The organism is Ralstonia sp. 24A2 (assembly GCF_051783885.1).
Classification (GTDB): domain Bacteria; phylum Pseudomonadota; class Gammaproteobacteria; order Burkholderiales; family Burkholderiaceae; genus Ralstonia.
Genome location: NZ_JBPVZD010000001.1, coordinates 703962 through 717751 on the forward strand (window position 1 = coordinate 703962; position 13790 = coordinate 717751).

General features: G+C 63.4%; 12 protein-coding genes. 8 read left to right on the plus strand and 4 right to left on the minus strand.

Annotated features, from left to right (window positions below):
• The first annotated feature begins 100 nt into the window (after positions 1–100).
• The gene (locus ACS13N_RS03240) at positions 101–1582 is read left to right on the plus strand and encodes a DEAD/DEAH box helicase (RefSeq protein ID WP_438930328.1); all 1482 of its coding nucleotides are present in this window, start codon (positions 101–103) and stop codon (positions 1580–1582) included.
• Positions 1583–1633: 51 nt separating this feature from the next.
• On the opposite strand, the gene gluQRS is transcribed toward ACS13N_RS03240, so the two are convergent.
• Together gluQRS and ACS13N_RS03250 are read right to left on the minus strand one after the other, a co-directional pair.
• On the minus strand, positions 1634–2578 hold the full coding sequence (gluQRS, locus tag ACS13N_RS03245) for a tRNA glutamyl-Q(34) synthetase GluQRS (RefSeq protein ID WP_438930329.1): 945 nt from the start codon (positions 2576–2578) through the stop codon (positions 1634–1636).
• A gap of 67 nt (positions 2579–2645) precedes the next feature.
• On the minus strand, positions 2646–3548 hold the full coding sequence (locus ACS13N_RS03250; protein ID WP_438930330.1) for a LysR substrate-binding domain-containing protein: 903 nt from the start codon (positions 3546–3548) through the stop codon (positions 2646–2648).
• Between the two features lie 106 nt (positions 3549–3654).
• Here ACS13N_RS03250 and ACS13N_RS03255 point away from each other — a divergent pair, with 106 nt between their 5' ends.
• Positions 3655–4353, plus strand: a complete 699-nt coding sequence (locus tag ACS13N_RS03255) for a pirin family protein (protein ID WP_438930331.1) — start codon at positions 3655–3657, stop codon at positions 4351–4353.
• Between the two features lie 78 nt (positions 4354–4431).
• On the plus strand, positions 4432–5004 hold the full coding sequence (locus ACS13N_RS03260) for a flavodoxin family protein (protein ID WP_438930332.1): 573 nt from the start codon (positions 4432–4434) through the stop codon (positions 5002–5004).
• Positions 5005–5068: 64 nt separating this feature from the next.
• Here the strand turns inward: ACS13N_RS03260 and ACS13N_RS03265 are convergent, their stop codons facing one another.
• Both ACS13N_RS03265 and ACS13N_RS03270 read right to left on the minus strand, forming a co-directional pair.
• Positions 5069–5194, minus strand: coding sequence for a hypothetical protein (locus ACS13N_RS03265; protein WP_438930333.1), 126 nt, complete (start codon positions 5192–5194; stop codon positions 5069–5071).
• Entirely contained in the window at positions 5191–6039 is an 849-nt protein-coding gene (locus ACS13N_RS03270) for a sulfurtransferase (RefSeq protein WP_438930334.1), read from the minus strand. Before ACS13N_RS03270 ends, ACS13N_RS03265 begins: the two co-directional genes overlap by 4 nt.
• Before the next feature lie 150 nt (positions 6040–6189).
• Here ACS13N_RS03270 and dnaE point away from each other — a divergent pair, with 150 nt between their 5' ends.
• The 5 genes from dnaE (at position 6190) to ACS13N_RS03295 (ending at position 13779) form a co-directional block, all read left to right on the plus strand.
• A complete protein-coding gene (gene dnaE, locus ACS13N_RS03275; RefSeq protein ID WP_438930335.1) occupies positions 6190–9735 on the plus strand; it encodes a DNA polymerase III subunit alpha in 3546 nt (1181 codons plus the stop codon).
• An 84-nt stretch (positions 9736–9819) separates the two neighbouring features.
• Positions 9820–10884, plus strand: a complete 1065-nt coding sequence (locus ACS13N_RS03280) for a glycosyltransferase (protein WP_438930336.1) — start codon at positions 9820–9822, stop codon at positions 10882–10884.
• The gene (locus ACS13N_RS03285) at positions 10884–12164 is read left to right on the plus strand and encodes an O-antigen ligase family protein (protein WP_438930337.1); all 1281 of its coding nucleotides are present in this window, start codon (positions 10884–10886) and stop codon (positions 12162–12164) included. The genes ACS13N_RS03280 and ACS13N_RS03285 overlap by 1 nt, the downstream gene beginning before the upstream one ends.
• A 12-nt stretch (positions 12165–12176) precedes the next feature.
• On the plus strand, positions 12177–12950 hold the full coding sequence (locus tag ACS13N_RS03290; protein WP_438930338.1) for a glycosyltransferase family 2 protein: 774 nt from the start codon (positions 12177–12179) through the stop codon (positions 12948–12950).
• Positions 12937–13779: a glycosyltransferase family 2 protein gene (locus tag ACS13N_RS03295; protein ID WP_438930339.1), complete on the plus strand. Its 843-nt coding sequence runs from the start codon at positions 12937–12939 to the stop codon at positions 13777–13779. The genes ACS13N_RS03290 and ACS13N_RS03295 overlap by 14 nt, the downstream gene beginning before the upstream one ends.
• Positions 13780–13790: the final 11 nt, after the last annotated feature.

The following is a 13790-nucleotide window of genomic DNA, read 5'->3' on the forward strand; positions in this document are numbered from 1 at the left end:
TTTAACGCTTTGCGCGAGCCGCACGCGGGATTTTCCGCTTGGGTCTGGCGCGCCGCCATGCCAATCGGCATGCCGCATCTCCCCTATGAATACTGCAACGATGTCTGAAGCGTCTGAAGCACCGGCCAATGAATCGGTGACATTCGACAGCTTCGGCCTGCATCCGGACGTCCTCCGCGCGCTGACCGAAAGCGGTTACACCAAGCCCACGCCCATCCAGGCTGCCGCCATTCCGGTGGTCACTGCCGGCCGCGACGTCATGGGCGCCGCGCAAACGGGCACCGGCAAAACCGCCGGCTTCTCGCTGCCGATCATCCACAACCTGCTGCCCGACGCCAATACGAGCGCGTCGCCGGCACGCCACCCGGTGCGGGCGCTGATTCTCACGCCCACGCGTGAACTTGCCGACCAGGTGTACGACAACGTCGCCAAGTACGCGAAGTACACGGCGTTGCGTAGCGCCGTTGTGTTCGGTGGTGTCGACATGAATCCGCAGACCGAGCAACTGCGTCGTGGCGTGGAAATCCTCGTCGCCACGCCGGGCCGCCTGCTCGACCACGTGCAGCAGCGCAGCGTGAACCTCTCGCAGGTGCGCATGCTGGTGCTGGACGAAGCCGACCGCATGCTTGACATGGGCTTCCTGCCCGACCTGCAGCGCATCATCAACCTGCTGCCGGCGCATCGCCAGACGCTGCTGTTCTCGGCCACGTTCTCGCCCGAGATCAAGAAGCTGGCCTCCAGCTATCTGCGTCATCCGCAGACGATCGAAGTGGCGCGCAGCAATGCCACCGCAGAGAACGTCCGCCAGGTCATCTACACGGTGCCCGACAACCACAAGCAGGCCGCGCTCGTGCATCTGTTGAAGCAGCGTGCGGACCAAGGCCTGCCGCGCCAGTGCATCGTGTTCTCCAACAGCAAGATCGGCTGCTCGCGTCTGGCGCGCGCGCTGGAACGCGAAGGCATCAACGCCAACGCCATCCACGGTGACAAGACGCAGACCGAGCGTATGCAAACGCTCGAAGCCTTCAAGCAAGGCACCGTCGACGTACTGGTCGCCACCGATGTGGCCGCGCGCGGCCTCGACATCTCGCAGATGCCGTGCGTGATCAACTTTGACCTGCCGTTCAATGCCGAAGACTACGTGCACCGCATTGGCCGTACGGGCCGTGCCGGTGCCTCGGGCGATGCTCTCTCGCTGTTTGCGCCAGGTGACGAACGTTTCTTGGCCGACATTGAAAAGCTGATCAAGCGCAGTCTGCCGCGCGAACAACTGACCGATTTCGACCCGACCGGCGAACAGGCTCGTGACCGTGAGCGCCGCGAGCGCGATGAGAAGCGTGCCCGCAGTGAAGTCCGCCGCGCCCGCGAGCGCGATGAGCGCAACGGCGCCCGCGTGCTGGATCACACCATCGTGCGTCCTGCGTTCCGCCCATCGGATGATCCGTTCTTCAACCGCCCGTACGAATCCGCTGTGCCGGCAGAGTCGGCAGAGGCTGCCAAGCCGGCGCAACCGGCCGGTCACCCGCGCAGCGCCAAGCGTCCGATCGCTGCACTCCTCGGTGGCGTGCCGCGCAAGCGCTAAGCCAGGCTGTTGAAAACGGCGGCCGACATTGCAGCAGTCGTGCCGCCGGGATCACGCGGTTGCCAATCGTGCAAGGCGATTGGCCCAGGCCGGGACAGCGTCCCGGTAAAACCCCTCCAAATCTCCCGCCCGAATCTCCAGCCCTAGATGCCGTGCCGCTTCAGTCAGTGCGGCCAGCGGCTGGCTGCGGTTGATGGCACGCGCGCCGGTCTGCTTGCTGAGCTTTTCACCGTCAGCGTTGACCACTACTGGCACGTGCATATAGCGCACGGGTGGGAGTCCGAGCAGTTGCTGCAGATAGATCTGGCGCGGCGTCGAGTCGAGCAGATCCGCCCCACGCACGACATCGGTGATGCCCTGTGCGGCATCGTCTGCCACCACTGCAATCTGATACGCCCACATGCCATCGGCGCGCTTGAGTACGAAGTCGCCCACGGCTTCGGCCAGGTTCTGGCACTGCGTACCTTGCCAGCGGTCGTTGAAGCAGATTGTGGCGGTGTCGGCCTCCGGCACGCGCACGCGCCAGGCGCGCGGTTGGCGCCCGTTCAAGCCGTTGCGGCAGGTGCCCGGGTAGATGAGCGTCTGATGCCGCAGGCGCCCGTTCGCATCGATGGTGGTGACGGAATCGGCAATCTCGCGACGCGTGCAGCCGCACGGGTAGAGGCGATCGACGGCCTGCAGTTGTGCCAGCGCGGTTTCGAAGCGGTGCAGATGTGCGCTCTGCCATTGCGGCGCCTCATCGGGGGCCAGGCCAAGCGTTTCGAGTGCAGCGAGGATGTCGCGATCGGCGCCGGGCACGTTGCGCTGGAAGTCGATGTCTTCAATGCGCACGAGCCACGTGCCGCCGTGCACACGCGCATCCATCCAGCTTGCCAGCGCAGTGACCAGCGAGCCGATATGCAGCGGCCCCGTAGGCGAGGGTGCGAAGCGGCCACGGTACGTGCCGCGCGCCGGCGCGACGGAAGTGTCGGGAAAATCGAGATTGGCTTGGGACAACGCAAAGCTCCAGGCGCGGATGTCGCTATTTTGCGCGATTTTGCCTCGTTGCCTCTGCTGGTTGCCGTTACTGCATCAACAGCGCCTGCGCCAGGCGCGGGTCTTCCAGCTTCTCCACCCACCATTGCAGCGCCTTGCCACGCATGTTGTTGCGCCACGCCACCTGGAATGTGCCGAGGCGGCGATCTTCGGTCGTTTCTTTGGCGATCAGCACGCCGGAATCCAGATACGGTTGCGCCAGCGGCACCGGCAGCCAACCGCAGCCCAATCCTCGGATCTGCGCCTGGATCTTGTCATCCATGGTCGGCACCACCAGCGTGTCCTGGCCCGCCATGACGCCAATCGTGCGTGCCGGCAGATTGCGTGACGTATCACCCACCGCAACGATGCGATGGCGCGCGATGGCCGCTGCGGGGACCGGCTCCTGCACCTGCGCGAGCGGATGGTGCGTCGCCACCGCAAAGACGAATGGAATGGCGCCGAGCGTGCGCGTCTGCACACCCTGCACCGGCGCCGTATGCGCGGGACCCAACAGCAGATCGGCGCGACCAGAGAGCAGTGCATCCCACGTGCCGCCCAGGACCTCGCGGCTGAAGCGCAGGCGGGTGGCGGTGTTCTCGGCGTAGAAGTCTTGGATGACCGGCAGCAGTGCGCGGAAATACACCAAGTTGTCCAGCACGATGGTCAGCGTGGCCTCCCAGCCGGTGGCCAGGCGTTTGACGCGGCGGGCCAGGTCATCGGCGGCCTGCAGCAGGTGGCGGCCTTCATCGAGCAGCGCGCGGCCGGCGGGCGTCAGTTCTGCGCGGTGGCGGCGACGGTCGAACAGCAGCACATCCAGATCGTCTTCCAGCTTGCGCACGACATACGTGAGCGCGGACGGCACTTTGCCAAGTTCATGCGCGGCGGCGGCAAAGCTGCCCTTGCGTTCAATCGCGTCCAAGACTTCCAGGGATTCCAGCGACAGCGCCATATTCAGAATTTTTGATGAAATGAATCAAAGCCGTACCGCGCAACTATAGCCAATCTGCGTACCATTCACACATCAACGCAGCAATTTTGATAGGAGATTCATCAAAATGATTGAAATCCGCCCCTCTCAAGACCGCGGTTACGCAGACCACGGCTGGCTGAAGTCGTATCACAGCTTCTCGTTTGCCGATTACATGGACCCGGAACACGTCCAGTTCGGGCCGTTGCGCGTCATCAATGAAGACCGCGTCGCCGCCGGCATGGGCTTCGGCACACATGGCCACCGCGACATGGAAATCATCAGCTACGTGCTCGACGGCGAGCTGGCGCACAAGGACAGCATGGGCAACGGCAGCGTGCTGCGCCCCGGCGACGTACAACGCATGACGGCTGGGACTGGCGTGCGTCACTCCGAGTTCAACCATGCGCAGGATCAGACCACGCACTTCTTGCAGATCTGGGTGTTGCCCGAGCAGCAGAACCTCACGCCCGGCTATGAAGAGCGCCACTTCGATGCGGCGGCCAAGCGCGGCAAGCTCGCCCTGATTGCCAGTGCCGATGGCCGCGACGACTCGGTCAAGGTGCATCAGGACATGGCGTTGTATGCCGGCAAGTTCGACGGCACTGAGGCCGCCACGCTGCCCATCGCCGATGGCCGTCGCGCCTATGTGCACGTCGTGCGCGGCAAAGTCGCCGTCAACGGCAAGCCGCTGTCGGGCGGCGATGCAGCCAAGCTAACGCAGGAAGGCGCGGTGACGCTTTCCGGCGGTGAGGATAGCGAAGTGCTGGTGTTCGATCTGCCGTAATGTTCGCGGCGCACGCTCTGTGCGCCGTTTTTCTTGTCTGTTTTCCCCCGCCGTTACCCCAACCCCAAGAGGATTCCCATGGCACGAGTTGCAGTCGTTTATCACAGCGGTTATGGCCACACCAAGAAGCAGGCCGAGGCCGTGTTTGCGGGCGTGCAGAACGCTGGCGCCGAGGCGCACCTGATCTCGGTTACGGACGTCAACGATGACACCTGGGCGCTGCTGGCTGGTGTTGACGCCATCGTTTTCGGTGCGCCGACCTACATGGGTGGCGTGTCGGGCGACTTCAAGAAATTCGCCGATGCCTCGTCCAAGGCGTGGTTCACGGGCGCATGGAAGGACAAGATCGCCGCAGGTTTCACGAATTCGGCGTCGATGAACGGCGACAAGTATTCGTCGATCCAGTACCTGTGGACGCTGTCGCAGCAGCACGGAATGATCTGGGTGGGCACGGGCATGATGCCGGCCAACAGCAAGGCGGCCACGCGAAACGACATCAACTTCCTGGCCGGCTTCGGTGGCGCGCTGGCGCAATCGCCGTCGGATGCCAGCCCCGAAGAAGGCCCGCTGCCGGGCGACCTGGAAACCGCCAAGCTGTTTGGTGAGCGCATTGCCGCTGTCACGAACCAGTTTGTGCTCGGCCGCCGGTAAGCACGGACCGCGTAAAGGAAAACGCCGGCATGTCCGGCGTTTTTTGTTGGCTGTGGTGGGGGGATCAGAACCGCGTGCCGGTTCCGCAGAACATGCCGCGGTTCGAGCCGCCAGCGCAACTGGTCGAGCAGCCGCCCAATGCCGCAAGGCACAGCGTCATGGCGAGGAGGGCGGCGGCGAGGCGCTTCATGCAGCAGCCTGGGCCTGGTGCTCGGCGCAATGCGGGCAGCGCTGGCCAGGGATGTAATTGGGCGATTGCTGTTCTTCCGGCGTCACCACGGCGCGGCAGGCAAAGCACTGTTTGGGGCCAGCCGGCAGCAACTCCGGGTTGAGCGCTGTGCGGTGGTCGAAGACAAAGCAGTCGCCATCGTAGTGGTCGCCGCCAACTTCTTCGAAGTACTTGAGGATGCCGCCTTCGAGCTGGTACACGCGCTCGACGCCGACCTCCTGCATGTGGATTGCCGCCTTTTCGCAGCGGATGCCGCCGGTGCAGAACGACACGACCGTCTTGCCGGCAAAGTCGTCCTTGTGCGCAGCAATGGCGGGCGGGAACTCAGTGAACTTCTTCAGGTTGTATTCGACGACGTTCTTGAAGGTGCCAACCGCCACCTCATAGTCATTGCGCGTGTCGAGCATCACCACCGGGCGGCCTTCGTCGTCATGGCCCTGGTCGAGCCAGCGCTTGAGATCCGGCGGCGTGACGAACGGTGCGCGGCCATCTTCCGGGCGGATCAGCGGGTGGCGCATGGTGATGATTTCTTTCTTCATGCGCACCAGCAGGCGGCGGAACGGCTGGTGGTCGGACAGGCTTTCCTTCGGGGCCAGATCGGCAAAGCGCGGGTCGGCGCGCAGCCAGCCGACGATGCCGTCGATGGCCTCGCGCGAGCCGGCCAGGAAGATGTTGATGCCCTCAGGCGCCAGCAGCACAGTGCCCTTGAGCTCGCGCGCCCGGCATTCGGCCAGCAGCGCCGGACGCAGGGTTTCGCGGTCATCGAGGGTGATGAATTTGTAAGCGGAAATATTGACGATCTGCATGTGCTGCCGCGCCATTTTTGAGGCGCCTGGATAACCCGTTGATTTGTAAGCCGAAATTATAGCGGCCCAAGCATCGATGCGGGGTTGCTGATGGTCAATCCGGCGCGCGGCAAATGCTTTACGGAAGGTGGCACCCGGTACAATACGCGGATGAATTCGCCGCGCTTCGTCCACCTCCGTCTCCATTCCGAATACTCCGTCGTCGATGGCAATGTCCGTCTGGACGATGCCGTCAAGGCCGCCGCCAAAGATGGCATGGGCGCCCTGGCGCTGACCGACCTCGCCAATGCCTTCGGCCTGGTGCGCTTCTACAAGGAAGCGCGCGGCAAGGGCGTCAAGCCTATCGTCGGCGCCGACGTGTGGATCACCAATCACGAAGAGCGCGACAAACCGGCGCGCCTGCTGTTGCTGGTGCGTAACAAGCAGGGTTACCTGAACCTGTGCCAGTTGCTGGCGCGGGCGTGGTTGACCAACCAGCATCGCGGCCGCGCGGAAATTGCCCCCGAATGGTTTGACGAGCCGGGCGTAGAGGATGCGCCGCTTGCCACGGGTCTGCTGGCGTTGTCTGGTGGCATGGCGGGCGATGTCGGCATGGCGTTGGCCAACGGCAACGAAGCGCTGGCGCACAAGCTGGCGACGAACTGGTCGCGCGTGTTTCCGGGCGCGTTCTACATCGAATTGCAGCGCGCAGGCCATGCCGGCACCGAAGCCTACGTCCAACAGGCTGTGAAGCTGGCTGCGGCCATGCACCTGCCAGTGGTCGCCACGCATCCGGTGCAGTTCATGACGCCGGACGATTTCACGGCGCACGAAGCGCGTACGTGCATTTCGGAAGGCGAGCTGCTTGCCAACCCGCGTCGTACCAAGCGCTTTACGACGGACCAATATTTCAAGACGCAGGACGAGATGTGCGCGCTGTTTGCCGACATCCCGTCTGCGCTGGCCAACGCGGTGCAGATCGCGCAGCGCTGCAACCTGACGCTGGAACTGGGCAAGCCCAAGCTGCCGCTGTTCCCGACGCCTGACGGCATGTCGCTGGACGACTACCTTGTCCAGCTCGCCAAGGAAGGCCTCGAGAAACGCATGGAAGTGCTGTTCCCTGACGAGGCGGTGCGCGAATCCAAGCGCGCGGAGTACTACGCCCGCCTGGAGTTCGAGACCGGCACCATCATCAAGATGGGCTTCCCGGGTTACTTCCTGATCGTGGCGGACTTCATCAACTGGGCCAAGAACAACGGCGTGCCCGTGGGGCCGGGCCGGGGTTCGGGCGCAGGCTCGCTGGTGGCGTACGCGCTGGGCATTACCGATCTGGACCCGCTCAAGTACAACCTGCTGTTCGAGCGTTTCCTGAACCCGGAACGTGTGTCGATGCCCGACTTCGATATCGACTTCTGTCAGCACGGCCGCGACCGCGTCATCCAGTATGTGAAAGAGAAGTACGGCAAGGACGCCGTCTCGCAGATCGCCACCTTCGGCACCATGGCCGCCAAGGCTGCGGTGCGCGACGTCGGCCGTGTGCTCGACCTCGGCTACAACTTTGTCGACGGTGTGGCCAAGCTGATCCCGTTCAAGCCGGGCAAGCTCGTCACGCTGGAAGAAGCCAAGAAGGAAGAGCCGCTGCTGGCCGAGCGCGAAGCCAACGAAGAAGAAGTCAAACAGCTCCTGGAACTCGCCCAGCGTGTGGAAGGCATGACGCGTAACGTCGGTATGCACGCGGGTGGTGTGCTGATCGCCCCGGGCAAGCTGACCGATTTCTGCCCGCTCTACACGCAGGGCGGCGAAGACGCCGGCGTCGTCAGCCAGTACGACAAGGACGACGTGGAAGCCGTCGGCCTGGTCAAGTTTGACTTCTTGGGCCTGACCACGCTCACCATCCTCGACTGGGCCGAGCGCTACATCCGCATGCTCGATCCGTCGAAGGCGGACTGGAATTGCAGCCATATTCCGTTGAACGACAAACCGGCGTTCGACATCCTGAAGACGGCCAACACGGTCGCCGTGTTCCAGCTGGAAAGCCGCGGCATGCAGGGCATGCTGAAGGACGCCAAGCCTGACCGCTTCGAGGACATCATCGCCCTCGTGGCGTTGTATCGCCCAGGCCCGATGGACCTGATCCCCAGCTTCTGCGCGCGTAAGCACGGCCGCGAGAAGGTGGAGTACCCGGACCCGCGCGTCGAGCCGGTGCTCAAGGAGACCTACGGCATCATGGTCTACCAGGAGCAGGTGATGCAGATGGCGCAGATCGTGGGCGGCTACTCGCTCGGCGGCGCCGACTTGCTGCGCCGCGCGATGGGTAAAAAGAAGGCCGAAGAAATGGCCGAGCACCGCGCGCTGTTCCGCGCGGGTGCGGCCAAGGATGGCCTGACTACCGAAAAGGCCGACGAAATCTTCGACTTGATGGAGAAGTTCGCGGGCTACGGCTTCAACAAGTCGCACGCGGCGGCGTATGCGCTGCTGGCGTACTACACCGCGTGGCTCAAGGCGCATCACCCGGCCGAATTCATGGCAGCCAACATGTCGCTCGCCATGGACGACACCGACAAGGTGAAGATCATCTACGACGATGCTGTCGGCAAGAACGGCCTGAAGGTGCTGCCGCCGGATATCAATGCCAGCCTGTACCGTTTCACGCCGACGGATGCCAAGACCATTCGCTACGGCCTGGGCGGGGTGAAGGGCAGCGGGCAGGGTGCCATTGAAGATATCCTGCGCGCGCGGGAAGAGGCGGGTCCGTTCAAGAGTTTGTTCGATTTCTGCGAGCGAGTAGACCGCCGCCAGGTCAATCGCCGCACGATCGAAGCGCTGGTGCGTGCCGGCGCCTTCGACAGCCTGAACGACAACCGCGCACAGTTGTTGGCCTCGATCGGGTTGGCGATGGAGGCGGCAGAACAGAAGGCGGCCGCTGCCAACCAAGTCTCGCTCTTCGACCTGATGAGCGGTGACGACGCCGAGCAGCATGGTCCGGAGCTTGTCGATGAGCCGGCCTGGACCACCAAGCGCAAGCTGCAGGAAGAAAAGCAGGCGCTGGGCTTCTACCTGTCGGGCCACCTGTTCGACGAATGCCGTGACGAAGTACGCCGCTTTGCACGTACGACGCTTGCTGATCTTGCCCAGGAAGTGACGAACAAGGGCAACGGCGGCGGTGGGGGCGGCGGCTATGGCAATCGCGACGCACGCAACAAGACAGTGGCCGGCGTGATCGTCGGCCAGCGTACGCAGATGACCCAGCGCGGCAAGATGCTGATCGTCATGCTCGACGACGGCTCCGCCAGCGAAGCGACCGAAGTGACGGTCTTCAACGAAGTCTTCGAAGCCAACCGTGCGCTGTTCAAGGAAGACGAAGTGCTGATCGTGCAGGGCAGCGCTCGCCATGACATGTTCACCGGCGGCGTGCGCGTGACGGCCGAGTCGGTCATGGACATGACCCAGGCGCGCGCCAAGTTTGCCCGCGCCATTCGGCTGTCGATGAACGGCAATTCGACACCCGCCAAGTTGCGGGATCTACTTACGCCGCATCTGGCGGGTGGACCGCTTCGCCCGGATGAGGGCCTACCAGTGCGTATCAGCTATATCGGCGAGCAGGCTCGCTGCGAGGCTGTGCTGGGCGATGCTTGGCGCATCGTGCCAAGCGAGGAGGCGATCGCGGCGCTGCGTCAGGCGCTGGATGCCGAGAACGTACTCACGATGTACGACTGATTCGAAGAGGGTGCCTGGGGGCGCCCTCGCCGGGCGCGGGCCCGGCACCACAGCAGACTTCACACGATTACACCCTAAGCACCCATGAATGTCGGAATCTCGTGCAACGCGCTGGGTTACAGCGGCGGTAGCGAGCGCTATGCGATGGATCTGGTCCGCGGCCTGCATGAGCGCGCCATCCGTCCCGTGTTCTTCGCCAAAACAGTCGATAAGGCGCTTCCTGAATATGCCCAGGTCAAGGCCATCGCACTGCCCACGCGCAAGCTGACGGGCAAGCTCAACGACCATGTCTTCGGCTGGCTGGTGCGCCATCTGGCCAAACGCGAGCATGTCGACCTGATGATCGGATGCAATCGCACCGGGGCATCGGACATTGCCATCTGCGGTGGCACACATATCGGCTATCTCAAGAGCTTTCCCAAGGCGCCGGCCTTCTGGGATCGCCAGCAGATCGCGCTGGAGCGTCGCGACTACGCGCGCTCGCACGTGATCGTCGCGCACTCGAAGCTGATGGCGCAGGAGGTGCTCGACTACTACGATATTCCTGAAGCCAAGGTGAAGACGGTGTACCCGCCGGTGAGCGAGGCCAAGTTCTCGCTGGTGGATGAGGCTGAGCGCCAGCGCCTGCGTGACGAGTTGGGTTTCGCCCGTGACCGCATTACCTTCGTGTTTCCGTCGTCGAGCCACAAGCGCAAGGGCTATCCGATGCTGGAGGCGTTCTTCTCCAAGACAACCCTGCCGGTACAGCTGGCGGTGATCGGGCGGCCGGTGTCGTCAACCTCGCCCAACATCCGCTACCTCGGTTATCGCAAGGACATCGAGAACGTCTATCGGGCGGCGGACTATACGATCCTTGCCTCGCACTACGAGCCGTTCGGATTGATCGGGGTGGAATCCGTGCTGTGCGGTACGCCCGCCGTGCTGGCGAGCAACATCGCCTGTACCGAGGTGATTTCCGACGAGGGCGCGCCGACCTTCAACGTGAACGATCCGGCCACGCTTGCCCGCACCATCGAGGCGGCGGTGGAACGTGCGCAGGCCGGGCAGGCGCGCTTGGCTAACCCGCGCGAGCATCTGCGTTATGACCCGGGCATCCGCGCCCACATTGACGCGTTGCTAGCTTTGGCACCCGGCGTGGGGGCACTGTGATGACTGGGGTAGTGCAACGCGGCCGGTCACTGGTCTCCAGCGTGCCGGTCGGTCTAGCCGTGCTGGGGATTACCGTCCTGCCGGCTTTCATGTTGTCTGTACACAGCGCCGCGTTTGTGGCGTTCTTGCTTCTGTTGGCGACAGCGCTTTGGTTGATGTTAGCGACGCCTTCGGAGTTGATGGGGCGGATGCGTGCGATGTGGCACGAGCATCGCTGGCTGATTCTGGCTATGGCGGCAATGCCAACAGCAATGCTGATAAGTTCGCTGCTGAATCCGGCGGCGCCACGCGGTGTGCCGTTTGCCTATGGACGGCTGTGGCTATTTGGTTTCGTGTTGTTTGGGCTGCTACAACTGCAGCCTGGACGATTGCAGAATGTGCAGTGGGGCTGTGTAGCCGGTGCCATTGCGTCAGCCGTGTGGGCGTATCTGGAACTGCGCGGAGATCGGCCGAATATGGTGGGTGCCTTTTCCAACACCATTCCCTTCGGCAACGTGTCGCTGCTCCTGGGGTTGTTCTCGCTAATCTCCATCGGCTGGGCACGCAATGACGGTTGGCAGCTCATCGCGTTGCGTTTGGTGGGGGGCGCTGCAGGGCTCTACGCGTCCTATCTGTCGCAGTCCCGAGGCGGCTGGATTGCGATTCCGGTGCTGCTGCTGATTGCCGTGATGACGCTGCGCCATGTCAGTTGGAAGAAGCGAGTCATTGCGTTGCTGGCGTTTTTTGCATTGCTGGCGGCCGTCAGTGTGTCGTCGAGTATCGTCCGTGCTCGCTTTGATGAGGCGGTGAATGATATTCATGCCTACGAGGCTGGCCGTGCCAACACTTCGATCGGCGTCCGTTTCCAACTCTGGAAGGCGGCCACATTGATGCTCACGCATCACCCGCTGGCTGGCGTCGGCCGGGGCCAGTTTCACAATAGCTTGCAGGCGATTCATGCCGAAGGTGTGATCACGCAGGAGGCCACCGCCTTCGAGCATGCCCACAACGAACTTCTATACAATGGCGCCACGCTTGGCGTGCTGGGCATTGGCGCATTGCTGGCGCTGTATCTGGTGCCTGCCGCGTACTTCCTGCGCGCCGCGCTGTGCGATGACCGCGTCCTCCGGACCACCGGGGCCATGGGCCTCACACTCTGCGTTGGTTTCATGCTGTTTGGGCTGACCGAGGTGATGCTCATCATCGCGCAGACCGTGGTGTTCTACAGCGTGATGGTGGCCGTGTTCACCGCGCATATCCACCGGCGCCGCCAAGAGCTTGGCGCCAACCCTGTTCTCTGAGATCGTCTTCGCATGCCCGCATCCAATCGAGCCACGCTCGCCGTCATCATCGTCGCCAAGAATGAAGCCGCCGACATCGGCGATTGCATCCGCTCGGTGCGCGATTGGGCGAATGACGTCATCGTTTTCGATTCCGGCAGCACGGATGGCACGCAAGACATCTGCCGCGAGCTGGGTGCACGTGTGTTCGAAACGGACTGGCCGGGCTATGGCGAGCAGTCCAACCGCGCACTGCGCGAGGCGCGCACCGATTGGGTCCTGTCGCTGGATGCCGACGAGCGCATCAGCCCTGAACTGCGCGCCGAGATGATCGCCGTGCTTGAATCGGGCAGCACGCATACGGTGTATTCCATGCCGCGTAGCTCCAGCTTCTGCGGCCGCTTCATGAAGCATTCGGGCTGGTGGCCGGACCGCATCCGCCGTTTCTTCAAGCGTGAGCAGGTGACGTTCTTCGATGCGCCGGTGCACTCGCATCTGGTGTTTCAGGGCACCGTCGGCGATTTTCAGGCGCCGATCATCCACTACTCGATTCCCGATCTGAAGGCTGCGCTCGACAAGGCCAACGATTACTCGACGGCCGGTGCTGCCGCAGCCTATGCCAAGGGCAAGCGTGCATCGCTGGGCAGTGCGATCGGTCACGGGCTGTGGGCGTTCATTCGGACCTACATCATCCAGCGCGGTTTCCTGGATGGCGCGGAAGGCTTCATGCTGGCCGTGTCCAACGCAGAGGGCACGTACTACCGCTATATCAAGCTGATGATGCTGCACCGTCATGGCAAGCGCTGAATGCCCGCATCGTGTCGCTCTGATCGTCACGACGTATAACCGCCCCGATGCGCTCGCTCGCGTACTGGCCGGTTGCGGTGCGCAGACGGACACCGCCTTTGATGTGATCGTCGCCGACGATGGCTCGCGTGACGAAACACGTCTGGCGGTAGAAACCGCTGCCAAGACGGCAACGTATCCGCTGCGCCATGTCTGGCACCCCGACGACGGCTTCCGCGCGGCGGAAATCCGCAATCGCGGTGTGCTAGCTACCGATGCCGACTACCTCGTCTTTCTCGATGGCGATTGCGTGCCGCGCCCGGACTTCGTCGCCCGGCATCGGGCGCTGGCAGAGCCGGGACGTTTGCTATCCGGCAGCCGCATCCTGCTGAGCGAGGAGATGACGCGAGAGGTTGTCGCGCAGCAAACCGACATCCAGTTGAAGGATCTCGCCTATTGGTTCAGTGCCTGGCGCGCTGGCCGCATCAACAAGTTCCTGCCGTTGCTGGTACCGGGCCTGCCATTGCCGCGCACGTTCAAGGACACCAGCCTGCGCGGCATCAAGAGCTGCAACCTGGGCGTCTGGCGCAGCGATTTCGAGCGCGTGAACGGCTTCGACCAGAGCTTCGTCGGCTGGGGCCATGAAGATGCGGACCTGGCCGTGCGCCTGTACAACGCAGGCGTCCGGCGCAAGCGCGGTTTCTGCGCCACCGAGGTCTTCCACCTGTGGCACCGCGAACAATCCCGCGAGCAGGAAAGCCCCAACTACCGGCGCATGATGGCGCGTCGCAATACGGATGTCATCCGCGCGGAGGCGGGGTTGGCAGAGTTGCGCGGACAAGGCGCCTGAACTGGCGCCTC